Raw genomic sequence first — 26,817 nt, forward strand, 5'->3', positions numbered from 1 at the left:
CCGTCATGTTGCGCAGACTCGTCCTCGCCGCGCTGTCGCTTGCCTGCATCGTGATCGTGCTGGGGGCCTATGTGCGGCTTTCGGATGCGGGGCTCGGCTGCCCTGACTGGCCCGGCTGCTACGGCCAACTGAGTCCGCATCACGCAGCCGACGCCATCTCGGCCGCCCAGGCGGAAGCGCCGCAGGGGCCGGTTTCAATGCCCAAGGCGTGGAAGGAGATGGTCCATCGCTATCTGGCGGCGTCGCTGGGATTGCTGATCCTTGGTATCGCGGTGTCGGCCTGGCGCCGCCGTCGCGAAGGCGCGCCGCTCGGGCTCGCGCTGGCGCTCGTGGGTGTGGTGATTTTTCAGGGGTTGCTTGGCAAATGGACGGTCACGCTGCTGCTGAAGCCAGCCATCGTGAGCGGTCACTTGATCGGCGGCATGACGACGGCAGCGCTGCTCGCATGGCTCGCGTGCAGACTATCCGGTCTGCGTCGCATCGAAGTGTCGCCCGCGCAAGCGTGGCTCGCTCGTTCAGCTTTTGTCGCGCTGATCTGCCAGGTCATTCTCGGCGGGTGGGTCAGCACCAACTATGCCGCGCTGGCCTGCACCGATTTGCCGACCTGCCATGGCGCTTGGTGGCCAGAGGCCGATTTCCGCAATGCCTTCCATCTTGTTCGCGAACTTGGCATGACCGCCACGGGCGATCTGCTGTCGAACGCGGCGCTGACTGCGATACACCTGAGTCATCGTGTTGGCGCGCTTGTGGCTGGCGTGTTGCTCGCCGCGCTGTCGGTTGCGCTGCTACGCCGTACGACGACGCGGGGTCTCGGTGCCCTGTTGCTGGCAGCGCTCGTGTTGCAGATTTCGCTGGGCGTCGCCAACGTGCTGCTGAGCCTGCCGTTGCCGCTCGCGGTGATGCATAACGCCGGCGCGTTGCTGCTGGTGCTGGTGATGGTCCGGATCAACCACGCCGTGCGGCCGCGTGCCGTGCCGGTACTTCGGGGGAGGTGCCTGAATGAGAACGCTCTCGCTTGAGTTCGCGCAGCCGCTGGCCGACCGTTTGCGGGCCTTCGGCGCGCTGACGAAATTTCGCGTCAACCTGCTGATCGTCTTTTGCGCGGTGATCGGCATGTTCCTCGCCGTGCCGACGGGTCTGCCCGGCGCCGCGACGGTGTTCGCCGCCACGCTCGGTATCGCCTGCGTTGCCGGTGCGGCGGCGGCGATCAACTGCCTCATCGAACAGAAGATCGATGCGGTGATGGCGCGTACCCGCGCGCGGCCGCTGCCCCGCGGTGTGCTGACGCCAGCCGAGACGCTGGCCTTCTCGGGCCTGCTTGGCGGCTTCGGCCTGACGGTGTTGTGGCAGGCGGTGAACCCGCTGACGATGTGGCTGACGCTTGCGACCTTTGTGGGCTACGCCGTGATCTACACCGTGCTGCTGAAGCCCTACACGCCGCAGAACATCGTGATCGGCGGTGCGTCCGGCGCGATGCCGCCGGTGTTGGGCTGGGCTGCGGTGACGGGAGAGGTGTCGGCGGACGCCTGCCTGCTGTTCCTGATCATCTTCGCTTGGACGCCGCCGCACTTCTGGGCGCTCGCGCTGTATCGCACGCAGGAATACGCCCGTGCCGGCCTGCCGATGCTGCCGGTAACCCACGGCTCGGAATACACCCGCCTGCAGGTGCTGCTTTATACGTTGATCCTGTTTGCGGTGACGCTGTTACCGTACGCAACCAAGATGAGCGGCTTGCCCTACCTTGTTGCGGCTGTCGCCCTTGGGGCTGGTTTCATCCGCTACGGCTGGCGGCTCTGGATGAACTACTCCGACGCGCTCGCGCGCCGCGCTTTCCGGTATTCGATCGTGTATCTTTCAGCGCTGTTCGCCGCCCTGCTGATAGACCACTACCTGTGATGCGCCGCCGCTTTCTCGCCGTGCTCGCAGCCGCCCTTTTAGGCGGCTGCGGCGTTTCTGACGCCCCGAAATTCCACGCCACCGACATCACCGGTGCCGACTATGCCAAGGCCTTCACGCTGACCGATCAGCACGGCAAGTCGCGCTCGCTGGCTGAGTTCAAGGGCAGGGCTGTCACCGTGTTCTTCGGCTACACGCAATGTCCAGACGTTTGCCCGACCAACCTCACGACGATGGCGCAGGTCGTAAAGCTGTTGGGGGCCGATGGCGAGCGCCTGCAGGTGCTGTTCGTTACCGTCGATCCGCAGCGCGATACACAGCAGCTGCTGTCGGAGTACATGCCTGCGTTTAACCCCAGCTTCATCGGACTGCGTGGCGATGCCGCGACGACCGAGCGCGTGATGAAAGACTTCCGCGTCTTCGCGCAGAAGCAGGGCGACATCGCAGGCGGCAACTACACGGTGGACCACACTGCCGGCACCTATGCCTACGACCCGCAGGGCCGCCTGCGGCTCTACATCCGCCACGGTGAAACACCGCAGAACATCGCGGACGATCTGCGCCTGCTGATCGCCGGCAAGTAGGCTTCACCGACTGTTACAACTCCTTGCCTGGCCGCCGTCAGCGACGCTGAACCGTGAGGCGTTGAGCAGGTACGCCCGCCGTGTCGGCGCGGCGATCTTGCAATGCGCGCAGCGCAGTGGGGGCTTTTGATGCGGGAGTGGCGAGCAGACGGCGGCTTGCGTTGGGTGTGGGCGCTGATTGGCGCGCTGTGCTTGATGGCGCAGGCTTGGGCCGAAGTGCCGGACCCGCCTGGGCGGGTCGGCCGGATCAGCCTCGTTGAGGGGCGAATCGAAGCCTGGATGGCGGATAGCCAGGACTGGGCGCCGATCAATGTGAACATGCCGGTCACCTCTGGCGTCGGGCTCTGGAGCGCGACTGATGGTCGCGCCGAGGTCCGTATCGGCAGCACCTCAGTGCGTCTGGACGCCGATTCGCAACTCAATTTCGATCGCGTCGACGACGCCGTGCTCGCCCTTGAGGTGCGGCGAGGCGTGGCTCGCGTGCGCCTGCGCAGCCTGCCGGACGACGAGCAACTGCTGATCAGCGCGGGGGGCGTGCGCATCGAAGCGCAACGCGCCGGTGACTACGCGCTGGAATACGACCCTGCCTCACGCCGTGCCTGGGTCTCCGTGTTTGCCGGCCGTGCGCGTGTCAGCGGCGTTGTCGAGCGGCTTACGGTACTGGCGGGCCAGCGCGTCGAACTCAATCTTGAGGCGCAGCGTCTCGTCGCGTCGGAAGAAGCCACTCGCAGCCAGTTCGACGAATGGGCGGAGGGGCGTGATCGCGAGCAGGATCGGCTGGCGTCGAGCCGCTATGTGTCGCCCGAGATGACCGGCATCGAGGCGCTCGACGGCCACGGTCGTTGGGAGGAAGACGGCCGCTATGGGCCGCTGTGGTATCCGGTCGCGGTGGCGCCGGGCTGGGCGCCTTACCGCTTCGGCCATTGGGCCTGGGTTGCGCCCTGGGGGTGGACCTGGATCGACGATGCGCCCTGGGGCTTCGCGCCCTTCCACTACGGGCGCTGGATCATGATCGGCAGCCGTTGGGCCTGGGCGCCGGGTAGCTACGTCGCGCGCCCGGTGTATGCGCCAGCGCTGGTGGGTTTCTACGGCGGCACGCCCGGCATCGCGATCAGCGTGCGGCTCGGGCCGGTCGTCGGCTGGTTCCCGCTCGCGCCCTTCGAGGTCTATCGCCCGGCCTACGCCTACAGCGACAACTACATCCGGCGCATCAACATCACCCATGTCACGCGTATGCCACCTACGCCCGGCGGCCAGAATGGTGACTTCCCGCGCCGACCGATCGACTATCGCTACGGCGCACAGCTTGATGCCGCTACCTTTGTGTCGCGCGACGATTTCTTCCGTTCCCGCCCGATTCAACATGCCCAGGACGGTGTGCGTACCGACGTGATCCGACACCTGCCGATCGGCGGCATGCCACCACCGCCTCCGGGCGTCACGCCGCAGCCGCCTCGCGGGCCCGGCGGTGCTGGCTGGTCGAACGATCCACGCCGGTCCGGCGGGCCCGGGGCACAACCGGTACCGCCTTCTGCGCCATCGCCGATGCCGCCGCGAATTCCGGGCGACCCACAGCGGGGGGATCTGCCGCGCTACCCGATCGGCGATCCGCGCCGGGCACCGCAAGGCTGGGGTGGCGAACGTGCAGGGCCGCAGGCGCCGGCTGACCGCCCGATACCGGCTGCACCGCCCGTGCGCAGCGCGCCGGCGCCGATCATCCCGATCGAACGCGACGTGCGTCCGCAAGCCACCCCGCCGCAGCGTGAACCTGCCATGCCCAACATTGGGCCGCAACAGAACCAGCCCGGGGTCGTGCCCGGCATGCCACGGCAAGGGGCTGAGCCGGTTCATTCGGGGGCGTCGGGCGTGCCGCGAAGCAGTGACGGCGCGCCACCGCGGCGCTGGCCGCCCGCGCCGGGCAGCGAGCAGGCGCCGCCGCCGCGCCCGAATCCGAGCATGCCGCCGCGCATGATGCCGATTCCCGGCGGGGGTGGTGCTGAGGCTCAGCGCGGTGGCCCGCGTCCGCCTGCGCCTGAGGGGCGTCCGGCAGAACCGCGCGGTGATCGGCAGCCCATGCAGGGCGTCAATCCGCCGCCGCAGCGAGCGCCCGAAGGGGGTAACCGTGCGCATGACACGCGCGAACATGGCCGCCAGGAACCCGAGCGGCCCCGCCGCCCGGGTCAGCAAAGCGAGTAACGGAAAACAACAAGGCCCCTTGCGGGGCCTTGTTCATATCGTTGGCACAGGCTGGCGATTCACACGTACGCCGCCAGCGCGCCCTTCATTTTCTGCAGCGCCTTCGCCTCGATCTGGCGAATGCGTTCGGCGGAAACGCCGTACTCGCTGGCCAGCTCCTGCAGCGTGGCGCTCTCGTCGTCGGCCAGCCAGCGGCGGCGGATGATCGCGCGGCTGCGCTCATCGAGCGATTCCAGCGCACTCTCCAGCCCTTCGCTTTGCAGGCGGTCGCGGCCACGTGCTTCCAGCACGGCGGTCGGTTCGGCGTTGGCGTCAGCGAGGTAGGCGATCGGTGCCACACGGCCGTCGTCGTCCTCTTCCGGGCCGAGTTCCAGCGCAACGTCGCCGCCCGAGAAGCGGGTTTCCATCTCGCGCACTTCTTCCGGCTTCACGCCTAGCACGCGGGCCATTTCGGCCACTTCGCCGGTGGTCAGCGTGCTGCTGTCGGTCTTCATGCTGCGCAGATTGAAGAACAGCTTGCGCTGCGCCTTGGTGGTCGCGATCTTCACCAGACGCCAGTTCTTCAGGATGTATTCGTGGATCTCGGCCTTGATCCAGTGGATCGCAAAGCTCACCAGGCGTACGCCGCGATCCGGGTCGTAACGCTTGACGGCCTTCATCAGGCCGACGTTGCCTTCCTGGATCAGGTCGCCGTGCGGCAGGCCGTAGCCGAGATAGTTGCGGGCAACCGAAACCACCAGCCGCAGGTGCGAAAGCACCAGCTGACGCGCAGCCTCGAGATCCTGTTCGTCGCGCAGCTTGCGCGCGAGCGAAAGCTCCTGCGCTTCGGTCAGGATCGGGAAGCGGTTCGCCGCCTGAACGTACTGATCCAGACTGCCCAGTGCGGACGGGACGGGGAACGACAGCGATGTGGTCATCTGCATACCTCCAACAATTACCTCTGGAACAATGTTAGCACTCGATGCTAGAGAGTGCTAATAACGCATTTTGTTCCTGGCATTTGTGTTTGCATGCAGACCGAGGACCTTGCCGGCGCGCCGTCTGGCGACTCGCCGGGCTTCGCTTGCTACGTGGCGCTCAGGCGACCGGTTCGAGTTCCGAGGCGTAGAACAGCGCCTCGAGCGAAGCGCAGGCCTCGTCAGGGTCGACCTTCACGTACCACATGGCTTCGCGCGCGTTGCCGCCGAGGCGGTTCTTGCGTACCAAGGTGCCGGTGCGGCCATTGAAGAAGGCGTGCCGGGCGGCAGCGCCGGCGTCGAGGTGGCCAATGCGGACGCGATGTCCGACCTCGAAGCTAGGGGTTTGCGTACTCATGTTCAGTGTTCTCGCTCTGGAAGAACGGTCGCGTTGTGGGAGCGCGATCGGGTTTTGTCTCTGTCGCGGATTCTTCGCTTGTGGCGAAGTCGCGTCTTGATAGTGTTTGACGATTTTACTCGTCGAAAATGACAAAACGCTATCCATTTGGCAAGAACGCTTCTTGCGTTGCAGCAAATGAAGATGGGATTAGTACCAAAGAGCGTGTCCGTTCACATTGACGGAAAGGCTCTTTGGGGGCGGGTTTCCGGGCTAGTCGAAATTTGCTTTGCTGCCGTAGCGAAATGGGGACCTGTTTTTTCCAGAAATCTGTTGCGCCGCCGCAGATGCGAGGCGCGCAATCCGCAAGCGCGGGCTGGATTTGATGGAAATTGCGCGCCTGATGCGCGCCGTTCAGCCGGCCGCATCGATCTCCGCCAAGGTGCAGGCCACGGCGTGGCTGCCGCTTCGATGCGCCAGCTTCGGTACGCCGACGCCGCAGGCCGCAATTGCATTCGGGCAGCGGGTGCGAAACACGCAGCCGGAGGGCGGCGAGATCGGGCTCGGCAGGTCACCTTCGAGGATCTGCACGGTCTTGTTTCGTTCCAGTGCCGGATCGGGAATCGGCACCGCGGAGAGCAGCGCTCGGGTGTAGGGGTGGGCCGGGGCGCGGAACAGCGTGTCGGCGTCGGCCGTCTCCATCACCCGGCCGAGGTACATCACCAGCACCCGGTCCGAGATGTGGCGCACCACCGCCAGATCGTGGGCAATGAAGATCAGCGCCAGCCCGTCTTCCCGCTGCAGAGCCATCAACAGGTTGATGACCTGAGCCTGGATCGATACATCCAGCGCGGACACCGGCTCGTCGCAGATGATCAGTTTGGGCTTCACGATCAGCGCCCGCGCGATGCCGACCCGCTGGCACTGGCCGCCGGAGAACTCGTGCGGGTAGCGGTTGATCACGTTCGGTTGCAGGCCGACGCGGGCCATCACCCGTTCGACTTCCGCCTTGACCTCGGCGGGCGCCATGCCCGGCCGCAGCCAGCGCAGCGGTTCGGCGATGATGTCGCCGATGGTCATGCGCGGGTCCAGTGACGAGAGCGGGTCCTGGAAAATCATCTGCACGTCGCCGCGCAAGGCTTGCCATTCCGCTTCCGGCAGACCGGCCAGTTCGCGCCCGGCGAGCTTCACACTGCCGCCGGCGATCGGGTTCAGGCCGACCAGCGCGCGCGCCAGTGAGCTCTTGCCGCAGCCGGATTCGCCGACGATGCCCAGCGTCTCGCCCGCGGCCAGCGTGAAGCTGACCTCCTGCACCGCTTTGAGCCTGCGCGGCGGCGCCCAGGGCGCCCAGCCTTCGCGGCCGACCTTGAATTCGACCCGCAGGTCGCGGACTTCCAGCAAGGGGGCGGTCATGCGGCGCCCTCCGTTTCGGCGCGTAGCAGGTGTTCGATCGGTCGATGGCAGGCGCGGCGGCGCTGGTCGCCGAAGTCGGCGAGCGGTGCCGGCGCAAGGCAGGCGGCGTCGCGCTCGATGCAGCGGGGTGCGAACGGACAGCCCGGCGGCAGCGCGAGCAGGTTCGGCGGGTTGCCGGGGATCGTGGCCAACTGGTCGCTGCCGTGGGTGTGGTCCATGCGCGGCACGGCATGAAGCAGGCCCATCGTGTAGGGGTGGCTGGGACTGGCGAACAGAGTCTCGGCCGGGCCTTGTTCCATCACGCGGCCGGCGTACATCACCAGCACCTGATCGCAGACGCCGGCGACGACGCCCAGATCGTGCGTGATCATGATCACCGCGGTGCCGAAGTCGCGCCGCAGCTCTTGCAGCAGCCGCAGGATCTGCGCCTGCACGGTGACGTCCAGCGCGGTGGTGGGCTCGTCGGCGATCAGGAGTTTCGGCCGGCACAGCAGCGCCATCGCGATCACGACCCGCTGCCGCATGCCGCCGGAAAACTCATGCGGGTACATGCCCAAGCGTTTCTTCGCCTCTGCGATCTTCACCGCGTCGAGCATGCGCACGGATTCTGCCGCTGCCGCCTTGCGATCCATGCCCTTGTGGAAACGCAGCACCTCGGTGAGCTGGTCGCCTACCGTGAGGTAGGGGTTCAGCGCGGTCATCGGGTCCTGGTAGATCATCGCGATCTCGGACCCGCGGCGGCGGTTCAGTTCGGCTTCCGACAGCGCCAGCAGGTTCGCGCCGCCGTAGATCACCTCGCCGCTCGCGCGGCCGTTCTTCGCCAGTAGACCCATCAGCGCAAAGGCGGTCTGGCTCTTGCCGGAACCGGACTCGCCGACGATGCCCAGCGATTCGCCCTCGGCGAGGTCGAAGGAAAGGTCGTTGACCGCCGCAACCTCGCCTTCGGGCGTGGCGAAGCGGACGTTCAGGTTGCGGACTTGAAGGAGGGATCCGGCGGCGCTCGGCCGCCCGGAGCCGCCGGGCGCCCCCCTGGGGGGCAGCGAGCGAGAGCGAGCGTGGGGGTCGTTCATCATCAACGCTCCTTCGGGTCCAGCGCGTCGCGCAGGCCGTCGCCGATGAAGTTGAAGCAGAACAGGGTGGTGACCAGGAAGCCGGCCGGAAAGGCGAGCTCCCAGGGCGCGGCCTCGATCGCCTTGGCGCCCTGTTCGAGCAGCGCACCCCAGGACGTCATCGGTTCCTGCACGCCGAGCCCGAGGTAGGAGAGGAAGCTCTCGAACAGGATCATCGAGGGCACCAGCAGCGTTGCGTACACGACCACGATGCCCAGTACGTTCGGCACGATGTGGCGGGTGATGATGCCCCAGCGCGACACGCCGCAGACCCGCGCTGCTTCGACAAACTCCTTGCGCTTCAGTGACAGGGTCTGGCCGCGCACGATGCGCGCCATGTCGAGCCAGCTGACCGCGCCGATCGCGAGGAAGATCAGCCACAGTTCGCGGCCGAAGAAGGTCATCAGCAGGATCACCAGGAACATCACCGGGAAGCTGGCGAGGATCTCCAGCAGCCGCATCATCACGCTGTCGGTCTTGCCGCCGAGGAAGCCGGCGGTGGCGCCGTACAGCGTGCCGATCAGCACCGCGACCAGTGCGCCGAGCGCGCCCACCATCAATGAGATGCGGCCGCCTAGCAGGGTGCGCACGTACAGGTCGCGGCCGAGGCTGTCGGTGCCGAACCAGTGCGCGGTCGCCAGTTCAGGCGCGATGTGCATGTTCTCGAAATCCGGGTCGTCGAAGGCGTGTGGCGAGGGCAGGGCGGCGAAGGCGCACAGCAGCACGATCAGGCCCAGGATCACGAGGCTCGCAAGCGCAGCGCGGTTCTTCAGGAAGCGGCGGCGCGCATCGGCCCACAGGCTGCGGCCGCGGATGCTCTGCGCGAGGGTGTCGTCCAGCCCCGGCAAGGGCGGCAGCGGCCGCATCAGGCGGGCGGCAACGGTCGGGGTATTCATGGTCGAGGTGCTCATTGCAGACGGATGCGCGGGTCGATCACGCCGTACAGGATGTCGACGACGGCGTTGAAGAAGATGGTCAGCGCGCCGATCAGGATTGTCAGGCCCAGCACCATCGGATAGTCGCGGTTCAGCGCGCCATTGACGAAGAGCTGGCCGATGCCGGGGATGCCGAAGAAGGTCTCGACGACGACCGAGCCGGTGATGATGCCGACGAAGGCCGGCCCGAGGTAGGAGATCACCGGCAGCAGCGCGGGCTTCAGGGCATGGCGGCGCAGGATGTAGCCGGTCGGCAGGCCCTTGGCGCGCGCGGTGCGAATGTAGGGGCTACCCAGCACTTCGATCATGCTGCCGCGCGTGATCCGTGCGATCACCGAGATGTAGTGCTGGCACAGCACCGCCACCGGCAGCACGACGTACATCAGCTTGCCGCCCTCCCAGCCGCCCGCAGGCAGCCACTTGAGCCAGATCGCGAACACCAGCGCCAGTACCGGGGCGAGCACGAAGTTCGGCAGCACCACGCCGATCATCGCCACGCCCATCACCGAATAATCGATCCAGGTGTTCTGCCGCAGCGCGGCGGTAACACCGGCGGCGACGCCCACGATCACCGCGATCACGAAGGCGAACAGGCCGAGCCGGAAGGAGACCGGCGCGGCGGCCCAGACCAAGTCATTGACGGTGAAGTCCTTGTACTTGAACGAGGGGCCGAAGTCGCCGCGGGCGAGGTCGGCGAGGTAGCCGAGGTACTGCTGCCACACCGGCTGGTCGAGCCGGTACTTGGCCGCAACCGCGGCCATCACCTCCGGCGGCATCGCCGCTTCGGTGGAGAACGGCCCACCCGGCGCGAGCCGGATCAGGAAGAAGGTGACGGTCACCAGCACCAGCAGGGTCGGCAGCGCCTCAAGTACCAGGCGGCGGAAGATGAACTTGAGCATGGCGGCGGCGTCAGTGGGCGAGGATGTAGATGTCGCGGGTCAGGATGCGGCCCTCGGGGTCGCGCCCGTAGCCCTTGACCCACGGCTTGATCAGGCGGCGCACGCTGTAGTGGTAAACGTTGGCGAGCGGAAAGTCCTGCGCGAGGATGCGTTCGGCGTCCTGGTAGAGCCGTGCGCGGTCGCCGGCATCCGGGGTGACTTTGGCCTGCTCCATGATCGCGTCGTAGCGCGGATTGTTGTACTTGGAATCGTTGCTGCCGTGCTTGGAGTGGAACAGATCCAGCATCGTCGACGGTTCGTTGTAATCCGCAACCCAGGAGTAACGGCAGACCTCGAACTCGCCCCGTGCGCGCGAGTCGAGAAAGCTCTTCCATTCCTGGTTGACCAGCACGACTTCTACCGGCCCGATGCGTCGCCACATCCACGCAGCGGCGAGCGCGATCTTCTTGTGATTCTCGTTGGTGTTGTAGAGCAGTTCGAAGCGCAGCGGCCGGGTCTTCGTGAAGCCCGCCTCCGCCAGCAGCCGGCGGGCCTCATTCTCGCGTTGCGCCTGCGTCCAGCGCTGCCATTCATGTACGACCGGGACGTAGCCCGCGGCGTTCAGCGGTGTGAGGCTGTAAGCCGGCGTCTCGCCGGTGCCGACCAGTTTTTCCGCGATGACTTCGCGTTGCAGGGCGAGCGACAACGCCTTGCGCACCCGCACATCGTCGAAGGGTTTCTTGCGGAAGTTGAAGGCGTAGAAGTAGGTGCCCAGTTGTGGCCAGGTCACCAGTTGGTTCGGAATCTCGCGCCGGATCTGCTTGAGCTGCTCTGGTGGTACGCCGCCGTCAGCGGTCATGTCGAGCCCGTTGGCGCGGTAACGCTGATACTCGGCGGACTGATTGACGATCGGGAGGAAGGTGACCTTGTCGATCACCGTTTTCGCGTTGTTCCAGTACATCGGGTTGCGCACCATTACGATGCGCTCGTTGACCACCCGTTCGGCCAGCTTGTAGGCCCCGTTGGAGACCATCTTGCCGGGCTCGGTCCAGCGGTCGCCGTACTTCTCGATCACCTTGCGCGGCACCGGCATCAGGCTGCCATGCGCGAGCGTGGCGACGAGGTAGGCGACCGGTTGCTCCAGTGTGATGAGCAGATGGCGGTCGTCGAGCGCCTTCACGCCCAGTTCCGAGGGCGGCAGCTTGCCTTCGACGATTGCGGTGCCGTTCTTTACATTGCTGGCTTTCCCGAGATACCACGCGTATTGCGAGGCCGTCTTCGGATCGACCATGCGCTTGAATGCGTATTCGAAGTCGTGCGCCGTCACGGGGCTGCCGTCGGACCACCGCGCGTTGCTGCGCAGTGTGAATCGCCATGCGCGCCCACCTTCAAGGCTCTCCCACTTCTCGGCGACACCGGGCACCACGTTTCCGTTGATGTCCGGGCTGACCAGCCCCTCAAACATCTCAAGGGCCAGGCTCGATTCGGGGCGCCCTTCGGCTTTGTTCGGATCCAGCGTTGCGGGCTCGGTGCCATTGCCGCGCACGATCTCCTGAATCGGATGCAGTTGGGTGCCGGGCGGGACCTCGGCGGCGAATACGCCGGGCAGGCAGGCGACTGCGGCGGTGATCAATGCAAGCCGTTGGGGCATGCGCATCGTTTCGGGGCTCCTGAGTCTGGCGCGGCCCGGTATCGCGCCGCCCTGTCGGGCGGGGCTGCGGCGAGCATCCACCGGCGGGTGTCCGGGGGCTGCCGTACCGGGCAAAGCGGGCAAGGTTAGGCGTTCGGAATGGCTACTGCAAGCAACATGCCTGCCTTGGCGGCGATCGGGGCGCTTTGATCAACCTCAAGCCTTGGTGCAGAACTTTGCCGTTAAATGCGAATCTGCCAATTTCCCGTCCGTGCGGATGGGCTTTAGAACCGTTAGGCCAGACCCACACATGACACGCAGCCCTCGCCTGATCCACCTCTCTCACGAACACGCTTCGGCGCTCAAGCTTGCCCTCGCCGTGCGGGCGCTTACGCCGGACGACCCCACCTCCTTGCCGGCCGTCGCGCAACGCATCCGCGACACCTTCGAGCGCGAGCTGGTAGGGCATTTCGAGGAAGAGGAAAAACATGTGCTGCCGCGCCTTGAGGCAGCCGGGCGCGCGGATCTGGCTGAGCGTACCCGTCGCGATCACGATCGGCTGCGTGAGCTGGCCGCGGCGCTTGCGAACCCGTCGGTGGAAGGTGTGCGTGCCTTTGCGGCGGCGCTGACGGCGCACGTCGCGTTCGAAGAGAACATCGTGTGGGAGGCGCTGGAACCCGGCGCCGGCATGTCCTTCGACCCTGACGCGATCTAAGGCTTCGGCCGGGCCGGTTCAGGCCCGGTTCGTATCGCGCCAGTCCAGCAGTGAGAGGTTGCTGCGCACGGCGAACGACTCCATCACCTCGTGGTGATCGCAGCGCTGCTCGAACGGTGCCTCGATGCCCTTGCCATGCAACTCGCAATGCGAGCTCTCCGGCGCAAAGTGCCGGCAGCGTCCTGCGCAGGGGAGGGGGCGTGTTGCGGACATCCGGACCTCGGTTCATGGGGGTTGAGTCGGCATTGTCCGGATTTCGAACAAAATTGCTTGTCAAAGATTGCGTTTCACCGAATGTGACAAAGTTTGCGATGAAGTCTTGATCGCGGCGCACTCGCGAGCCGCAGTCTGTCCCCTCTGCCGCTTCCGCCGGAATGCGGCGCTTCAGGCCCTAAACTGTCGCCCTCGGCGCTTGGCCCTCTGCCAGCGCATCCGACGGAGACAACGATGTTCCTGCGCAGTCTTGGTGGCCTCATTGGCCTGAGCCTGACGCTGTGTTGCGGCACGGCATACGCCTTCAAGCTCGATCAGGTGCCCGGCGCGCTCTCGCGCAGCGTGGTGCCGATCGACTACCGGGTCGAGCTGGACGCCGATCCCTACGCCGATCAGTTCTCCGGGCGCCAGACCATCCGCTTTGAGCTGCGGCGAGCCACAAACGAGATCGTGCTGCACGCCGACGCGCTGACGGTGCGTGCCGACTCCCTGGATGGTGTTGCACTGACGATGCCGGTGGAGGCAGACGCGCAGGCGCAGACGATCACGATCCGCCTGCCACGCAAGTTGCAACCCGGCCGTCATACGATCGGGCTGAGCTGGCAGGGCGCGCTCGATGAAAATGGCGAAGGGCTCTATGTGGCGCGCTACCTCACGCCCGCCGGCAGCGAGAAGCGCATGCTGGTTACCGACATGGAGCCGATTGGCTCCCGGCGCATGATGCCGCTGTTCGACGAGCCGGCCTTCCGCGCCCGTTTCGACATCAGCGTGCGCACACCGGCCCGCTTCACCGTGCTTGGCAACATGCCGCAGGCGAGCGAACGCAGCCTGCCCGATGGCCGCAAGGAAGTGCGCTTCATGCCGACGCCGAAGATGGCGTCCTACCTCGTCGCGCTCGCCGTCGGCGAATTCGAGGCTGCACGCGCCACGCACGACGGCATCGAACTCGCGATCTGGACGACCGAGGGCCTCAGTCAGCACACCGGCTACGCCATGGCGGTTACCTGGCAGGTGCTCGACTATTACCACCAATGGTTCGGCATCCGTTACCCCTTGCCCAAGCTCGACCAGCTCGCTGTGCCAGGTAAGCGCGGCGCAATGGAAAACTGGGGCCTCATCACCTACGGCGAGCCGCTGCTGGTGCTCGATCCCGATCTAGCCGGCCACAGCCAGCGCGAAGGCAGCTTCACCACCATCGCGCACGAGATTGCGCATCAATGGTTCGGCAATCTGGTGACGATGGCGTGGTGGGACGACCTCTGGCTCAACGAAGCCTTCGCCGAGTGGATGGGCGTGAAGGCCGCGCGCGAACTCAACCCCGAATGGCGCGCCCTCGACTCCTTGGGCAAAGAGCGTGACAAGGCGATGCGGGACGACGCGCTGGCGACGGCCAAGCCGATCGCCCGCCCGGTCGCGAGTGATCGCGCCGCCTTCGATTCCTTCGACGCGACCACCTACAACAAGGGCCACATGGTGATCGGCCTGCTTGAGCAATACCTCGGCGAACAGGGCTTGCGCGACGGCATCCGCAGTCACCTCACCAAACACGCCTACAGCAACGCCACGGGCGCCGATCTGTGGGACGCACTGGCCAAGCGCAGCGGCAAACCGGTCGCTGCGTTTGCACAGGCTTGGACGACACGGCCCGGGCACCCGACGGTGTTTGCCGAACGCAGCTGTGAGGCGGGGCAGGAAAAGATCAGCCTGCGCCAGCAACGCTATGGCTTTGGTTCGGTCGCCGCGGCCGATGAGCAGTGGCCGCTGCCCTTGCAGCTTGCGGCACAGGACGGCGTCGCGCGCGAGCGCATCGAACTGGGCAGTGCGCCGCTGTCGCTCGCCGGCCCGCCCTGCCGTACGCAGCGCAGCGTCGAGCCCTCACCCTTCGATCTGTGGCGGCTCGCGTGGGACGACGCCAGCCTGCACACGCTGCTTGCGCGCTTCCCGCAGCTCAGCTCCGAGCAGCGTGCGCGCTTGCTGGGCGATGCCTGGGCGCTAGCGCAGACCGGCGATCAGCGCGTCGACACAGTGATCGCGATGCTGGATGCGCTACCGGTGTCCGATACACCGCAGACCTGGGGTAGCGCGATCCAGATGATGCGCGCGGTACGTGCGCTGGCACGCAACACACCGCAGGTCGCCGCATGGGATGCCCGCGTACGTGCCTGGCTCGCACCGGTGGCCGATCGGCTTGCCGCCTTGCCCGCCGATCAGCAGGCGCAGCCGGCTTTCGCGGTGCTCACCGCGGAGGTGGAAACCCTGCGTGGCCTGGCGGGCGATGCGGGCGTGATCGCGCTGGCGCGCCAGCAGGTCGCGCGCGACGAACCCAACGTGCCGCGAGACCGCTACATCGGCCTGCTGAAGGTGTATGCCGCCCACGCGCAGCCGGCCGAATTCGATGCACTGATCGCGCGCAGCCGTGCCAACCGAGACACCGGCCTCGAATGGGCCTACGGCCACGCCTTGTCCTTCGCACCCACACCGCAGGCGGTGGAAAGCGTGCTGGCGTTAAGCATCGACGATGCCTTGCCGCGCGCGGTGCGCGACAGCCTTGCCGGCTGGCTGGCGGAACACGGCAACGCGCGCCAGGTGTGGACCTTCACCCAGGCGCATGCCGACACGCTGTTTGCGCGCGCCTCCACCTGGGCCCGCCGCTACATCGTGAGCAGCCCGCTGGACGGTGCCCGCGATACCGCGCTGGCCGCGGAAATCGAGGCGTATGCCGCCGCGCACCTGAGCGACGACGAGCGGCCCACGGTGCAGCAGGCGCTGGCCGCCTGCGCCCGTAACGCCGAGGCCTGGCAACGCATCGCGGCGCCGCTCGCGCAGGCCCTGTCTGTGCCGGATAGCGCGCCGACTGCGGCGACTGTCGAAGTGGCAACGCCGAAAGGGGATGCTTCATGAGCGCCACGCATCCGCTCGCCCGCCTGCTCGGCCACGCGCGCGCCTACCGGCGCGACGTATGGCTCGCGTCGCTGTACTCGGTACTGAACAAGTTTTTCGACGTGCTGCCCGAGGTGCTGATCGGCGTCGCGGTCGACGTGGTCGTCAACCGCAAGGACTCCTTCCTCGCCCGCGTCGGCGTGCATGAACCGAAGGATCAGCTGGTGCTGCTCGCCGCGGTGACGGCGCTGATCTGGGTCGGCGAATCGCTGTTCCAGTACCTCTACGACGTGAAGTGGCGCACGCTGGCGCAGAACCTGCAGCACGACCTGCGGCAAGAGGCCTACCAGCATGTGCAGCGGCTGGAGATGGGCTTCTTCGAGCGCCAGCGCACCGGCAACCTGATGTCCATCCTCGGCGACGACATCAACCAGATGGAGCGCTTCCTCAACGGCGGTGCGAACGACCTGATTCAGGTCTTCTGCTCCTCGCTGATGGTCGGCGCGGTGTTTTTCGCGCTGACCGCCAAGCTCGCCTTCCTGTCGCTGATCCCGGTGCCGGTGATCCTCTACGGTGCCTTCTGGTTCCAGGGCCGGCTCGCACCGCGCTATGCCGGCGTGCGCGAGGCGGCCGGCACGCTCGCGTCACGACTGTCGAACAACCTGCTCGGCATCGCCACGATCAAGGCCTACACGGCAGAAGCCTACGAGGCCGAGCATGTGCGCCAGGGTTCTGACGCTTACCGGGTGCGCAATGCTGAGGCAATCCGCCTCTCCGCGGCGATCACGCCGGTGATCCGCATGGTGATCCTGGCCGGCTTTACGGTCACGCTTTTGTACGGCGGTTTCCTGACCCTGAACGGCGAGCTGGGCGTGGGCAGCTACTCGGTGCTGGTGTACCTGACGCAGCGTCTGCTGTGGCCGCTGACCCGGCTCGCGGACATGACCGACCTCTACCAACGTTCGATGGCCTCGATCGAGCGGGTCATGAACCTGATCGATACGCCGCTCGCGATTCCGTACGAGGGCCGCCATCTGCCGGCCGGCTCGGTGCGCGGCGCGCTGCGTTTCGACGATGTGCGCTTCGCCTACGGCGACACGCCGACGCTGCACGGCATTGCGCTCGATATTCCTGCTGGCCACACGGTCGCCTTCGTCGGCAGCACCGGCAGCGGCAAGAGCACGCTGGTGAAGCTGCTGCTGCGTTTCATCGAGCCGCAATCCGGCCGCATCCTGCTCGACGGCGCGCCGATCGACGAAGCCAACCTGCAGGACCTGCGCCGCGCGATCGGCTATGTCGCGCAGGACAGCTTCCTCGCCGACGCCACGGTGGCCGAGAACATCGCCTACGCGCTGCCCGCCGCGAAACGGGAGGACATCGTCGCGGCGGCCGTCGCGGCCGAGGCGCACGACTTCATCTCCGCGCTGCCGCAGGGCTACGACACGCCGGTCGGCGAGCGCGGCCAGAAGCTCTCCGGTGGCCAGCGCCAGCGCATTGCGCTGGCCCGCGCGATCCTGAAAAATCCGCCGATCCTGGTGCTGGACGAAGCAACCAGCGCGGTCGACAATGAAACCGAGGCCGCGATCCAGCGCTCACTAGAGCGGCTGGTAGTCGGCCGTACCAGCCTCATCATTGCACATCGTCTTTCGACGGTGCGCCACGCCGATTGCATCCATGTCATGGAAGGAGGGCGGATCATCGAAACGGGTACGCATGAACAGTTGCTGGCGCAGAGCGGCCAATACGCTTCACTGTGGCGTCTGCAGACCGGTGAACGGTGGTCTTCACAGTGAGCGCTTTTCCGCCTCGCAGCGCCTGTGCGCGGTCGAGGCCGTGTCGTGGACGGGGAGGGCCGGCGTGAGCGAAGTTCGGCGCCCAGCACGGGTTGTTCCAAGGAGCGCTCGCGTCCTTCGCTGCCTGGCTGTGATCGCTGCGGTGTTCGGCATCGTGCCGTCGTATGCGGCCGACGTGATCGCCTATGCCGAATCGCTGCCGCCGTACAACTACCAGGAGAACGGATCGCCTGCAGGTCTCTCGACCGATGTCCTCCGCGTCGTGTGTGCCGAGGCCCGACTCGATTGCGAGATCCACATCGTGCCCTGGGCTCGGGTTTATTCACTGGCCAGTCAGATGCCCAACCGGCTCGCCTTCACCATGGTCCGGCTCAAGTCTCGCGAGGCCCAGTTCGACTGGGTAGGCCCCTTGCCCGCGGCGGAAATGCAACGCCTGTTCGCGCTGCGCGAAAGCCCGATCCAGACCCTGCAAGTTTCGGAGCTTGCACGCTATCGCATCGGTGCTGAACGGCAGGGCGCCGGTGCCCACCGTTTGATCGAGCTGGGCGTACCGATCGGGCAGATCGACTACGCCGACGATGTCGAGAGCAGCGTCCGGAAATTCCTCAACGGCCGGGTGCAACTCATCGTCGGCGTGGAACGCATCCTGGCGAGGGAACTGCGCCGGCAGGCGCGTTCGGCCGAAGACGTGCGCGTCGTCTACACCTTGTCGAGTGATGACAGCTACTACTTCGCGCTCAACCGCGGTTCGACGCCGGGTCTGGCCGGGAAACTCCAGGCCGCCCTCGATGCGCTCAGGAAGCGCGGCGTGATCGATTCGATCGCAGAACGCTATCGGGATCCGCGCTGAACCGCCGCCCGGCACGCAGCCGATTCGGTGTAGGCTCGCGAACTTGTCACGCGAAACGCGTACAAACAGAGAACCCGAGGCGCCCGCCAGATGGCGCCCGCAACATCACCCTCAACCCTGACAGGAGCAACACCATGAGCACAGTCACCCTGGGCGGTAACCCGATCGATGTCGCCGGCAAGTTCCCGGCCCCCGGCAGCACCGCCGCCGAATTCGGACTGGTCGGCGCCGACCTCGCCAACCACGGCCTCGCCGAGTTCGCCGGCAAGCGCAAGGTGCTGAACATCGTGCCCTCGCTCGATACGCCGACCTGCGCGGTGTCGACCCGCAAGTTCAACGAAAGCGCCTCGTCGCTCGACAACACCGTCGTGCTCGTCATCTCCGCCGACCTGCCCTTCGCCGCCAAGCGCTTCTGTGAGGTCGAAGGCCTGAAGAATGTGATGACGCTGTCGACCATGCGCGGCGGCGAGGCCTTCAAGCAGGCCTACGGTGTCGACATCGCCAGCGGCCCGCTCGCCGGCGTCACCGCCCGTGCCGTGGTCGTGCTCGATGCTGACAACAAGGTGCTGCACAGCGAACTCGTCAGCGAGATCAAGAACGAGCCGAACTATGAGGCGGCGCTGGCTGCTCTGAAGTAAGGCTTTGGTGGCAGGCCGTTGCGACGGCCTCGTGCGCTGAGGAAGGGAGCCCGCTGAGTGCGGGCTCTTTTGTTTTGTGGGGTTGTGGGTTGGTAGGTTGGTGCTGAGCTTTGCGAAGCCCAACGCTTTGGCTTGCGATGTGTGCTGCCAGTGTGCGCTGGCCTTCCCGTTCAAGCCGGGTCCCGCCCCGGCGGGCGGGTTCCTTTCTTGTGCCGACAAGAAAGGAACCAAAGAAGCGGCCCCGCTTCAACGCCGCGCGCTTCGCGCACGGTGCCCTGCGCTGCTCGCGTCGCCGGGGGCCTGCGGAACTCGCCCTCGCTGCGCTCGGAGCTCAAACAGTCCTCGGCCCCGCCGTGCTGTGCACGTCGGAACCCGGCGACGCTGCGCTGCTCGGCGTTTCAGAGGGGGAGGAAGAAGCGTCGACGTTTCCCCGCTGTCGGATTTCCGTAGCCTGGATGCAGGCCGAAGGCCGGAATCCGGGATGTGCGGTTGAGCATCTGGATACGCCTGCCCCGGATTTCGCTGCGCTCCATCCAGGCTACGAAACACACGCAATCGTTGCTCAACCGATGGTTTTGACTTTCGGGTCCCGTCGAGAGCGCCGAACGGAGGTGTCGGCCGGCGGGGCAGTCCGGACTCGCTGTTTGAGGCGCGCAGCGCCGAGTTCGCGAGGCCGGCCGACGGGCGATGCCGTAGTGAGGGCAGCCCGTAGGGCCGCGAACGCCGGGTCGTCTTTTCTTGGTTACTTCTTTTGACGAAGCAAAAGAAGTAACACGCCCGCCGGGGGCGGGACCCCGGCCAACGCACGCCTGCAAAGCGACAAAGCGAATCGCCAGCCGCCCCAACCTGCGCTCAACCCAAACCTTGGCCTTCGCTACGCTCAACCCAACCTTCGTCACTGTCGGCGGAGGTTATTGGTGCAGCAGTGGCATTGGAGGAGGCTTTACGCCAGGGGGGATCAGCACACGATCGACAAATTGGCGCGTCGCATAGCTTGATCCAACACTCACAGCCGGGCACTTGTAGGCCGACAGCCAGGGCGTGGCGCTCGCCGAGAACGCGCCTGGCGGGCTCCAGGCGTAGCGGAGCATCTCGGCCATCACTTCATTGGTCTGCGTATCGATCACCTTGACCGTGCCGCTGGCCAAACCGCGTGCCCGTTCCGTAGGCACGACATGGTCTTCGAAGGTCACCGCATAACGGGGGGGCGGGTCTAGCGGTGGGTTTTCATCCAGCCAGAACTTGATGTAGCCCTTCGAGTAGGACTTGTCGTACTGCCACGGTTCGTCCCAGCGAGGCGTGTAGTGAATCCGCCTGCCAGTCTTGTCATCTATGACGTCGACGTAGGCAAAGCCCGATGTCGAGTCTTCCGTCTTAGTGGTGCTTACGAAATAGCTTTCGTCCTGGACACCCGACGAAGTACGACGGTAGGCGAGAAATGACGTGATGTAACCCTCGTCTTTTGATTCCAACGCGAACGCTGTCCCCGGCGCCATGATGTCCTGCCAATCGCCATCGCGACGAACCTTCAAGAGCAGAATCCCCTCAACGTTCTCAGCCTTGCGGTAGAACTTGTAGCCTGCCACCTCCCGGCACAAGCGCTGAAATTCAGCCTTGTCCGCGGCATACCGTGCCTGCGCCGCAGCCCGCGCCTGGCGGGCGAGGTGGTAGTCGTAGGCGGGTTTGGCGAGCAGGGCTGCCATCGCCAGCAGGCCCAGCACCCAGCGGGTTCTCATATTCAGCGCAGGCATCGCGCAGTTCTCCGGAAAGCATGTGGTGTATGGCTCATGATCCGTTCGACAGATCGGCTGCGGCGTCGGTGCGCTTGCAGGCGGCGCAGTGGTTCGCCGGCATTGTCCGCGGATGGCCCGTTTGCCGCGCGAGGCTACTTCACACTCTGCGGCGGGTATCTCCCGTCGCGGCCATGCGCGCAAGCCCGCTTGCGCAGGATCAAACGCGGCACACGACCACGCCTTGGCGTGACGGAATGGGCCACGCGATGGGCACAACACACGGCAGAATCCGCCCGCGCCCGCCAAGCCGGATGAGCGCTCGCGCCGCTCGCCGCGATGGATTGCGAGCACAACGACCCGACCCAAGATTAACAAGAAAATGCTGCTGGCCGCCGTTGCGGCTTCTTTGTGCACCCTCAGCGCCCAGGCCGATGAAGGCCGCTCCGTCTTCTTCGCGCTGACCGGGGGGCTCACCTACGGTGGCGACGAGATCGCCACGATCACCTACACCGATGGCAGTTCCACCGAGCTGCGTGCAGGCAACCTGTTCAACATCGGCGCTGGCGCGCTGTGGGCGCCGACGAACATGCCGATCGCGCTGCAGGCCACGCTGAACTACCACCCCGACTACGCCAGCGCGAAGAACGGCGATGCCACCTTCTCGCGCGTGCCGTTCGAACTGATGGGCTACTACACCGGCGTCGACAAGTGGCGTTTCGGCGCCGGCCTGCGCTTCGTGAACAACATCAGCGCAGAACTCAAGCGTGATGGCGCGGCGACCGAGACGGTCGACTACAAGAATGCAGTGGGCTACGTGCTTGAGGCGGGTTACCGCATCACCAAGCAGGGCTGGGTCAATGCCCGCATCGGCATCGAGGAGTACGAGCCGGAATCGCTGAAGGTTGGCGCTTGGCGTTACGACATTTCGAACCAGGAGAAGGTCAACGCCAGCTACGGCGGCGTGAACGTCGTGTTCGGCTTCTGATCCGGACGCTGCGTGCGAGAAGGCCGGGCTTGCCCGGCCTTTTGTTTTTGTCGCGTCAGCGAATCGTACGGCGATCATTGCCCGCGCCCGTCATAGAATCGCGGCTTCACCAAGTTTGGAGCCGCCATGTCTGTCCTCATCTGCGGGTCGATTGCTTACGACACGATCATGGTCTTCCGGGATCGCTTCAAGAAGCACATCCTGCCCGACCAGATCCACATCCTGAACGTTTCCTTCCTCGTGCCCGACATGCGGCGCGAGTTCGGCGGCTGCGCGGGCAACATCGCCTATGCGCTGAAGTTGCTCGGCGGTGCGCCGCTGATCATGGCCACGGCGGGCGAGGACGCCGCGCCCTACCGCAAGCGCCTGGCGGATCTTGGTATCCCGGATACGCATGTGCGCGAAGTGCCGGGCAGCTACACCGCGCAGGCCTTCATCACCACCGATCTGGACGACAACCAGATCACCGCCTTCCACCCCGGCGCGATGAGCTTCTCGCACCAGAACCATGTGGCGGATGCAGCGGGCGTGACGCTGGGCATCGTCGGGCCGGACGGGCGCGACGGCATGCTGCAGCACGCACGCGACTTCCACGCCGCGGGCATCCCCTTCGTGTTCGATCCGGGTCAGGCGATGCCGTTGTTCTCGGGCGAGGACTTCCTGCAGTTCCTCGACTGGGCGACCTGGTGCACCGTTAACGACTACGAAGCCCATCTGCTGTGCGAGCGCACCGGTCTCACGCTGCCGCAGATCGCGGCCAAGGTGCAGGGGCTGGTTGTCACGCGCGGCGGCGAAGGTTCGGACATCTTTGCCGACGGGCGCGAAACGCGCGTACCGGTGGTGCCGATCACCGCGATCGCTGATCCCACCGGGTGTGGCGATGCCTACCGCGGCGGGCTGCTGTACGGGCTATCCAACGGTTGGTCGCTGGAGAAGGCGTGTCAGCTTGCAAGCGTGATGGGCGCTTACAAGATCGAAGTTCGCGGCCCGCAGAACTACGCGCCGACGCGCGATGAGATCGCGGCGCGGTTCGAGAAGGCCTACGGCGCACGGCCGTTCTGATCTGCTATAGGCAGTAACGAAAAAGGCCGGGCGTTTGCACCCCGGCCTTTTTTACGTGCTATCGCTTTCGCAGCCGCGGGGCCGTGCCGTCGTGTTCAGCCGTCACTGCGCTCACCGGCCGCATGCAGATGCCGGCGAACCGACAGCGCGGCGCCGAGCCAGCCGAGCAGGCTTGCGAAACCGATCAGCACGGTTACGCCGAGGAGATCCGGCCCACCGAGTTCGAGTGGGATGCCGTAGGACTCGGCGAGTCGCGTGGCGGGCCCCTGCATCAGCGCCAGGATGCCGAGCAGCAGCCCCCAGGCGGCGAGGCCGCCGAGCGCGCCTTGTAGCGCACCGAACCACAGGAAGGGGCGGCGCACCCATTGTTGGGTTGCGCCGAGCAGCAGGCTGACGCCGATCTCGTGCCGCTGCGTCAGGATCTGCAGCCGGATGGTGTTGAAGGTGACGATGACCAGCGCGGCGCCCAGCAGGCCGGCCAGTGCACCGACCGCCGAGTGCACAAGGCTCACCAATGCTGCCAGCCGCTGCACCCATTCGGTGTCGAGTTGCACATGCGCGACGCCGGGCAGTTTGCGGAAGCTCTCGGCGAGGCGTGTGAACTCGGCGGGTGCGTCGCTGTGCGGGGTGATGATGAAGGCGTCGGGCAACGGATTCTCACCGAGCGCGCGGGTCACGTCGCCCAAGCCGCTGCCGCTTGCCAGCTGCTTGAGCGCTTCGTCGCGCGGAACGAAGCGCAGGCCGGTGACGCCTTTGTCGCTGCGCAGCGCACGTTCGACTGCGGCGACCTTGGCCTTGTCGGCGCCCACTTCCATGAAGAGGCTGATCTCGGGTTGGCCGGACAGGCCTTGTGCAAGTCGGGCGACGCTGTCGGCAAGCACATAGCCCAAGGCGGGCAGCACCAGCGCGATGGCAACCACGAGCACCGATAGCAGGGTGCCGAGCGGGGTATGGGTGAGACGTTTGACGGCGCGCGTGAGCGCGATGCCGTGGAGGGCGAACCAGCGGGTCATGCGCTCACCAGCCTTCCCTTCGAGAGTTCGATGCGGCGCGGCGCGCGATCGGCGAACAGGCGTTCATCGTGGGTCGCGATGATCATCGTCACGCCGGCTTCGTTGTAGTCGCGGAACAGCGCAGCGATGTCCTGCGCATAGGCCGCATCGAGGTTGGCGGTTGGTTCGTCTGCGATCAGCATGGTCGGGCGATTGACGATCGCGCGCGCGATCGCAACGCGTTGTTGTTCGCCGCCCGAAAGCGAAATCGGCATCGAACGCTCATGCTGTGCCAGGCCGACGCGCTCCAGCGCCGCGCGGACACGCGCCTTGGCGTCGCGCACCGGCATGTCGGCGAGGATCAGCGGCAGCATCACGTTGTCCAGCACATTGCGGTCGTAGAGCAGGCGGCTGTCTTGCGTGACGAGGCCGAGGCTGCGGCGCAGATAGGGAATCGCGCCGGCCGACAAGCGACTCACGTCCTGATCGTTGATCAGCACGCGGCCGCTGGTGGGGCGCTCGAGTACCGGCAGCAGCTTCAGCAGGGTGCTCTTGCCAGCGCCCGAGTGGCCGCGCAGCACGACCAACTCGCCGCGCTCGATGCGCAGGTTGATGCCGATCAGCGCTTCGTACCCGCCGGGGTAGCGCTTCGAAACGTTGTCGAACTGGATCACGCGGCGCGCTCCTGGCTGTGATCGGCTACTTGGCAGGCGCGGCGTCGAACAGCGCCTCGACGAATTCGCGCGCCACGAAGGGCTGCATGTCGTCGATGCGCTCGCCCACGCCGATGAAGCGGATCGGCTTCGGGTTGGTACGTGCGATGGCGGCGAGCACGCCGCCCTTGGCGGTGCCGTCGAGCTTTGTCACGACCAGTCCGGTGACGCCAACCGCCTTGTCGAAGGCGGCTAGCTGCGCCAGCGCGTTCTGGCCGATGTTGGAGTCGAGCACCAGCAACACTTCATGCGGCCCGGTCGGGTCCGCCTTCTGGATTACGCGACGCACCTTGGCGATCTCTTCCATCAGGTGCAGTTGCGTAGGCAGGCGGCCGGCGGTGTCGGCCAGCACGATGTCGATGCCGCGGGCGCGCGCAGCGTTGATGGCGTCGAACACGACGGCGGCCGGGTCGCCGCCGTCTTGCGAAATCACCGTCACATCGTTGCGGCGGCCCCATTCCTGAAGTTGCTCGCGGGCGGCGGCGCGGAAGGTGTCGCCTGCGGCGAGCAACACGCTCTTGCCTTCGGCCTGAAAGCGCTTGGCCAGCTTGCCGATCGATGTGGTCTTGCCGGAGCCATTCACGCCGGCCAGCATGATGATCGTCGGCTTGTGGGTGTGGATGTCGAGCGGCTGCTGCAGCGGCGTGAGCAGGCCTTCGAGTAGCTCCATCAGCACGCCCTTGAGCTGCTCGCCGGTTTCGAGCTTGTCGCGCTTCCAGCGCTTGCGCATCTCGTCGATCAGGTATTGCGTTGCATCGACACCGCAGTCGGCGGTGAGCAGCGTGGTCTCGATCTCGTCGAGCAGTTCGTCGTCGATCTTGCGGCGCGAGAACAGATCCGACATCACGTCGCCGACATCCGCACCCAGCGTCGGGCCGACCGCGGCGTTCAGCTTCGCGCGTGTCTTCGAGAGCCCGTCGCGCAGGCGGGTGGCCCATGAGCGCGAGTCCGCCGGCGGCGTTGCCTGCGGTGCAGGTGCCACCGCGGCGGCGACGGGCTTGGCCTCAACAGGAGCCGCCGCAGGGGCCGTCTCAGGCGCTGGCGCGGCAGGCGTTGCTTGCGGCGCTGCGCTGTCGGCGGGTTTCTTCTTGAAGAAATCGAACATGGGAGCTTCCGTGGATGCGGGCTGCGCGAGTGGCGCGCGAGCCCGTGTGCCGCTAATATGCTGCGCCCGCGGTAGCCTGCAGAGGCTGCGCCGGCAGGAAAATTCGACCAAGAAGTCTAGCAGATGCCCCCCATCCATCCTGAGTTTGCGGTGCCCGGAGCTGCCCGATGAGCCAATTACGCATCGTGGGCGGCCAGTGGCGCTCGCGCCGCCTGCAGGTGGCGGATGTGCCGGGCTTGCGGCCGACACCTGACCGCGTGCGAGAAACCTTGTTCAACTGGCTCGGGCAGGATCTCGATGGCTGGTCCTGTCTCGATCTATTTGCCGGCAGCGGTGCGCTGGGTTTCGAGGCGGCCTCGCGTGGCGCTGCCCATGTGCTGCTTGTTGAGCGCGACCCCGCTGCGTATGCTGTGCTGCAGCAGAACGCCCGGCTGCTCGGCGGCGAGGCGCTGGCGTGCCAGCGCGGTGATGCGCAGCGGCTGGTCGAGACGACTCCGCGCCGCTTCGACCTGATCTTCCTCGACCCGCCCTTCCGCCAGCAATGGCTGGAGCGCCTGGCGCCGTCGCTGGACCGCATCCTCGCGGAAGGCGGCTTTGTGTATGTCGAGGCGGAAACCCTGGTCGAAACCCTGGGGGGCTTGCGGGCCGTCAAGGCCGGCAAGGCCGGACAAGTTCACTATCAACTATTGCAACGAGGCGAGGCATGAGGGAACGCGTAGCGGTTTATCCGGGAACGTTCGATCCGCTGACGCGCGGACATGAAGACCTCGTGCGGCGCGCCTCGCGCATGTTCGAGCGGGTCATCGTGGCTGTGGCGGATAGCCGCGGCAAGCGGCCGATCTTCGAACTCGACGAGCGGGTACAGATCGCGCGCGATGTGCTCAGCGGCTACCCGAATGTCGAAGTGGATGGATTCTCCGGCCTGCTGCTGGATTTCCTGAAGAAGCAGGATGCGCGCATCGTGTTGCGCGGCCTGCGGGCAGTGTCGGATTTCGAATACGAATTCCAGATGGCCGGCATGAACCGCCGGCTGTATCCGGAGGTCGAATACGTATTCCTGACGCCGGCCGATGAATTCATGTTCCTGTCGGCGACGATGGTGCGCGAGATCGCACTGCTCGGCGGCGATGTTAGTCAGTTCGTGCAGCCGGCCGTGCAGGCGCGGTTGCGAGAGAAGATCAGTGCCCTGCGAGGGTGAGGAAGA

The 26,817-nt window shown here is 66.1% G+C and carries 25 protein-coding genes; 13 read left to right on the forward strand and 12 right to left on the reverse strand.

Annotation, left to right across the window (positions count from 1 at the left end; all coding sequences use genetic code 11):
• Positions 1–5: 5 nt before the first annotated feature.
• The 4 genes from ACE3P0_RS09145 (at position 6) to ACE3P0_RS09160 (ending at position 4,676) form a co-directional block, all read left to right on the forward strand.
• Positions 6–1,019 carry a heme A synthase gene (locus ACE3P0_RS09145; protein ID WP_374402068.1) on the forward strand — a complete coding sequence of 338 codons (1,014 nt, stop codon included), beginning with the start codon at positions 6–8 and terminating at the stop codon, positions 1,017–1,019.
• A complete protein-coding gene (gene cyoE / locus ACE3P0_RS09150; protein WP_374402070.1) occupies positions 1,000–1,896 on the forward strand; it encodes a heme o synthase in 897 nt (298 codons plus the stop codon). Before ACE3P0_RS09145 ends, cyoE begins: the two co-directional genes overlap by 20 nt.
• Positions 1,896–2,480, forward strand: coding sequence for an SCO family protein (locus ACE3P0_RS09155; RefSeq protein WP_374402072.1), 585 nt, complete (start codon positions 1,896–1,898; stop codon positions 2,478–2,480). The genes cyoE and ACE3P0_RS09155 overlap by 1 nt, the downstream gene beginning before the upstream one ends.
• 102 nt (positions 2,481–2,582) lie before the next feature.
• Positions 2,583–4,676: a DUF6600 domain-containing protein gene (locus ACE3P0_RS09160; RefSeq protein ID WP_374402074.1), complete on the forward strand. Its 2,094-nt coding sequence runs from the start codon at positions 2,583–2,585 to the stop codon at positions 4,674–4,676.
• 59 nt (positions 4,677–4,735) lie between these two features.
• Here ACE3P0_RS09160 and rpoH read toward each other — a convergent pair whose 3' ends face one another.
• The 7 genes from rpoH to ACE3P0_RS09195 all read right to left on the reverse strand — a co-directional run bounded on the left by rpoH (position 4,736) and on the right by ACE3P0_RS09195 (position 11,961).
• Complete coding sequence (gene rpoH / locus ACE3P0_RS09165) at positions 4,736–5,593, reverse strand: RNA polymerase sigma factor RpoH (protein ID WP_374402076.1); 858 nt, start codon at positions 5,591–5,593, stop codon at positions 4,736–4,738.
• Between the two features lie 160 nt (positions 5,594–5,753).
• A complete protein-coding gene (locus tag ACE3P0_RS09170; protein WP_374402078.1) occupies positions 5,754–5,990 on the reverse strand; it encodes a hypothetical protein in 237 nt (78 codons plus the stop codon).
• A 393-nt stretch (positions 5,991–6,383) separates the two neighbouring features.
• Entirely contained in the window at positions 6,384–7,382 is a 999-nt protein-coding gene (locus ACE3P0_RS09175; protein ID WP_374402080.1) for an oligopeptide/dipeptide ABC transporter ATP-binding protein, read from the reverse strand.
• Complete coding sequence (locus tag ACE3P0_RS09180; RefSeq protein WP_374402082.1) at positions 7,379–8,452, reverse strand: oligopeptide/dipeptide ABC transporter ATP-binding protein; 1,074 nt, start codon at positions 8,450–8,452, stop codon at positions 7,379–7,381. Before ACE3P0_RS09180 ends, ACE3P0_RS09175 begins: the two co-directional genes overlap by 4 nt.
• A gap of 2 nt (positions 8,453–8,454) precedes the next feature.
• Positions 8,455–9,387 (reverse strand): oligopeptide ABC transporter permease OppC, encoded by a 933-nt coding sequence (gene oppC / locus ACE3P0_RS09185; RefSeq protein WP_374402083.1) that lies wholly within the window; start codon positions 9,385–9,387, stop codon positions 8,455–8,457.
• A gap of 11 nt (positions 9,388–9,398) precedes the next feature.
• Complete coding sequence (gene oppB / locus ACE3P0_RS09190; RefSeq protein WP_374402085.1) at positions 9,399–10,325, reverse strand: oligopeptide ABC transporter permease OppB; 927 nt, start codon at positions 10,323–10,325, stop codon at positions 9,399–9,401.
• Between the two features lie 10 nt (positions 10,326–10,335).
• Entirely contained in the window at positions 10,336–11,961 is a 1,626-nt protein-coding gene (locus ACE3P0_RS09195; protein WP_374402087.1) for a peptide ABC transporter substrate-binding protein, read from the reverse strand.
• Between the two features lie 283 nt (positions 11,962–12,244).
• On the opposite strand from ACE3P0_RS09195, the gene ACE3P0_RS09200 reads away from it, so the two are divergent.
• Positions 12,245–12,649, forward strand: a complete 405-nt coding sequence (locus ACE3P0_RS09200; RefSeq protein ID WP_374402089.1) for a hemerythrin domain-containing protein — start codon at positions 12,245–12,247, stop codon at positions 12,647–12,649.
• A gap of 18 nt (positions 12,650–12,667) precedes the next feature.
• Here the strand turns inward: ACE3P0_RS09200 and ACE3P0_RS09205 are convergent, their stop codons facing one another.
• Positions 12,668–12,862, reverse strand: coding sequence for a hypothetical protein (locus tag ACE3P0_RS09205; RefSeq protein WP_374402091.1), 195 nt, complete (start codon positions 12,860–12,862; stop codon positions 12,668–12,670).
• A 234-nt stretch (positions 12,863–13,096) separates the two neighbouring features.
• Between ACE3P0_RS09205 and ACE3P0_RS09210 the strand changes: the two genes are divergently transcribed.
• From ACE3P0_RS09210 to tpx, 4 genes are all read left to right on the forward strand, one after another.
• Positions 13,097–15,763: a M1 family metallopeptidase gene (locus tag ACE3P0_RS09210; protein WP_374402093.1), complete on the forward strand. Its 2,667-nt coding sequence runs from the start codon at positions 13,097–13,099 to the stop codon at positions 15,761–15,763.
• Positions 15,760–17,535: an ABC transporter ATP-binding protein gene (locus ACE3P0_RS09215; protein ID WP_374402095.1), complete on the forward strand. Its 1,776-nt coding sequence runs from the start codon at positions 15,760–15,762 to the stop codon at positions 17,533–17,535. Before ACE3P0_RS09210 ends, ACE3P0_RS09215 begins: the two co-directional genes overlap by 4 nt.
• Before the next feature lie 142 nt (positions 17,536–17,677).
• Entirely contained in the window at positions 17,678–18,385 is a 708-nt protein-coding gene (locus tag ACE3P0_RS09220) for a substrate-binding periplasmic protein (protein WP_374402097.1), read from the forward strand.
• A gap of 134 nt (positions 18,386–18,519) precedes the next feature.
• Positions 18,520–19,023: a thiol peroxidase gene (gene tpx, locus ACE3P0_RS09225; RefSeq protein ID WP_374402099.1), complete on the forward strand. Its 504-nt coding sequence runs from the start codon at positions 18,520–18,522 to the stop codon at positions 19,021–19,023.
• Positions 19,024–19,934: 911 nt separating this feature from the next.
• On the opposite strand, the gene ACE3P0_RS09230 is transcribed toward tpx, so the two are convergent.
• A complete protein-coding gene (locus ACE3P0_RS09230) occupies positions 19,935–20,774 on the reverse strand; it encodes a hypothetical protein (protein WP_374402102.1) in 840 nt (279 codons plus the stop codon).
• A gap of 361 nt (positions 20,775–21,135) precedes the next feature.
• Between ACE3P0_RS09230 and ACE3P0_RS09235 the strand changes: the two genes are divergently transcribed.
• Together ACE3P0_RS09235 and ACE3P0_RS09240 are read left to right on the forward strand one after the other, a co-directional pair.
• Positions 21,136–21,741: an outer membrane beta-barrel protein gene (locus tag ACE3P0_RS09235; RefSeq protein WP_374402103.1), complete on the forward strand. Its 606-nt coding sequence runs from the start codon at positions 21,136–21,138 to the stop codon at positions 21,739–21,741.
• A gap of 126 nt (positions 21,742–21,867) precedes the next feature.
• Positions 21,868–22,803, forward strand: coding sequence for a carbohydrate kinase family protein (locus tag ACE3P0_RS09240; protein WP_374402105.1), 936 nt, complete (start codon positions 21,868–21,870; stop codon positions 22,801–22,803).
• Positions 22,804–22,898: 95 nt separating this feature from the next.
• Here ACE3P0_RS09240 and ftsX read toward each other — a convergent pair whose 3' ends face one another.
• From ftsX to ftsY, 3 genes are read right to left on the reverse strand one after another with little or no spacing between them, the layout of a single operon-like run.
• A complete protein-coding gene (gene ftsX / locus ACE3P0_RS09245) occupies positions 22,899–23,816 on the reverse strand; it encodes a permease-like cell division protein FtsX (RefSeq protein WP_374402107.1) in 918 nt (305 codons plus the stop codon).
• Positions 23,813–24,469 (reverse strand): cell division ATP-binding protein FtsE, encoded by a 657-nt coding sequence (locus ACE3P0_RS09250; protein WP_172201016.1) that lies wholly within the window; start codon positions 24,467–24,469, stop codon positions 23,813–23,815. Before ACE3P0_RS09250 ends, ftsX begins: the two co-directional genes overlap by 4 nt.
• Before the next feature lie 25 nt (positions 24,470–24,494).
• Complete coding sequence (ftsY, locus tag ACE3P0_RS09255) at positions 24,495–25,613, reverse strand: signal recognition particle-docking protein FtsY (RefSeq protein WP_374402109.1); 1,119 nt, start codon at positions 25,611–25,613, stop codon at positions 24,495–24,497.
• A gap of 167 nt (positions 25,614–25,780) precedes the next feature.
• On the opposite strand from ftsY, the gene rsmD reads away from it, so the two are divergent.
• Entirely contained in the window at positions 25,781–26,320 is a 540-nt protein-coding gene (gene rsmD, locus ACE3P0_RS09260; protein ID WP_374402112.1) for a 16S rRNA (guanine(966)-N(2))-methyltransferase RsmD, read from the forward strand.
• Entirely contained in the window at positions 26,317–26,811 is a 495-nt protein-coding gene (gene coaD, locus ACE3P0_RS09265; RefSeq protein WP_374402114.1) for a pantetheine-phosphate adenylyltransferase, read from the forward strand. The genes rsmD and coaD overlap by 4 nt, the downstream gene beginning before the upstream one ends.
• Positions 26,812–26,817 lie beyond the last annotated feature (6 nt).

The sequence above is a fragment of the Niveibacterium sp. genome (assembly GCF_041909475.1).
In the GTDB taxonomy this organism is placed as follows: Bacteria; Pseudomonadota; Gammaproteobacteria; order Burkholderiales; family Rhodocyclaceae; genus Niveibacterium.

Coding starts and splice junctions, on each gene's coding strand:
- ACE3P0_RS09145 (WP_374402068.1), top strand. CDS start 6: ATGTTGCGCAGACTCGTCCTCGCCGCGCTGTCGCTTGCCTGCATCGTG.
- cyoE (WP_374402070.1), top strand. CDS start 1,000: ATGAGAACGCTCTCGCTTGAGTTCGCGCAGCCGCTGGCCGACCGTTTG.
- ACE3P0_RS09155 (WP_374402072.1), top strand. CDS start 1,896: ATGCGCCGCCGCTTTCTCGCCGTGCTCGCAGCCGCCCTTTTAGGCGGC.
- ACE3P0_RS09160 (WP_374402074.1), top strand. CDS start 2,583: ATGCGCGCAGCGCAGTGGGGGCTTTTGATGCGGGAGTGGCGAGCAGAC.
- rpoH (WP_374402076.1), bottom strand. CDS start 5,593: ATGACCACATCGCTGTCGTTCCCCGTCCCGTCCGCACTGGGCAGTCTG.
- ACE3P0_RS09170 (WP_374402078.1), bottom strand. CDS start 5,990: ATGAGTACGCAAACCCCTAGCTTCGAGGTCGGACATCGCGTCCGCATT.
- ACE3P0_RS09175 (WP_374402080.1), bottom strand. CDS start 7,382: ATGACCGCCCCCTTGCTGGAAGTCCGCGACCTGCGGGTCGAATTCAAG.
- ACE3P0_RS09180 (WP_374402082.1), bottom strand. CDS start 8,452: ATGAACGACCCCCACGCTCGCTCTCGCTCGCTGCCCCCCAGGGGGGCG.
- oppC (WP_374402083.1), bottom strand. CDS start 9,387: ATGAATACCCCGACCGTTGCCGCCCGCCTGATGCGGCCGCTGCCGCCC.
- oppB (WP_374402085.1), bottom strand. CDS start 10,325: ATGCTCAAGTTCATCTTCCGCCGCCTGGTACTTGAGGCGCTGCCGACC.
- ACE3P0_RS09195 (WP_374402087.1), bottom strand. CDS start 11,961: ATGCGCATGCCCCAACGGCTTGCATTGATCACCGCCGCAGTCGCCTGC.
- ACE3P0_RS09200 (WP_374402089.1), top strand. CDS start 12,245: ATGACACGCAGCCCTCGCCTGATCCACCTCTCTCACGAACACGCTTCG.
- ACE3P0_RS09205 (WP_374402091.1), bottom strand. CDS start 12,862: ATGTCCGCAACACGCCCCCTCCCCTGCGCAGGACGCTGCCGGCACTTT.
- ACE3P0_RS09210 (WP_374402093.1), top strand. CDS start 13,097: ATGTTCCTGCGCAGTCTTGGTGGCCTCATTGGCCTGAGCCTGACGCTG.
- ACE3P0_RS09215 (WP_374402095.1), top strand. CDS start 15,760: ATGAGCGCCACGCATCCGCTCGCCCGCCTGCTCGGCCACGCGCGCGCC.
- tpx (WP_374402099.1), top strand. CDS start 18,520: ATGAGCACAGTCACCCTGGGCGGTAACCCGATCGATGTCGCCGGCAAG.
- ACE3P0_RS09230 (WP_374402102.1), bottom strand. CDS start 20,774: ATGCCTGCGCTGAATATGAGAACCCGCTGGGTGCTGGGCCTGCTGGCG.
- ACE3P0_RS09235 (WP_374402103.1), top strand. CDS start 21,136: ATGCTGCTGGCCGCCGTTGCGGCTTCTTTGTGCACCCTCAGCGCCCAG.
- ACE3P0_RS09240 (WP_374402105.1), top strand. CDS start 21,868: ATGTCTGTCCTCATCTGCGGGTCGATTGCTTACGACACGATCATGGTC.
- ftsX (WP_374402107.1), bottom strand. CDS start 23,816: ATGACCCGCTGGTTCGCCCTCCACGGCATCGCGCTCACGCGCGCCGTC.
- ftsY (WP_374402109.1), bottom strand. CDS start 25,613: ATGTTCGATTTCTTCAAGAAGAAACCCGCCGACAGCGCAGCGCCGCAA.
- rsmD (WP_374402112.1), top strand. CDS start 25,781: ATGAGCCAATTACGCATCGTGGGCGGCCAGTGGCGCTCGCGCCGCCTG.
- coaD (WP_374402114.1), top strand. CDS start 26,317: ATGAGGGAACGCGTAGCGGTTTATCCGGGAACGTTCGATCCGCTGACG.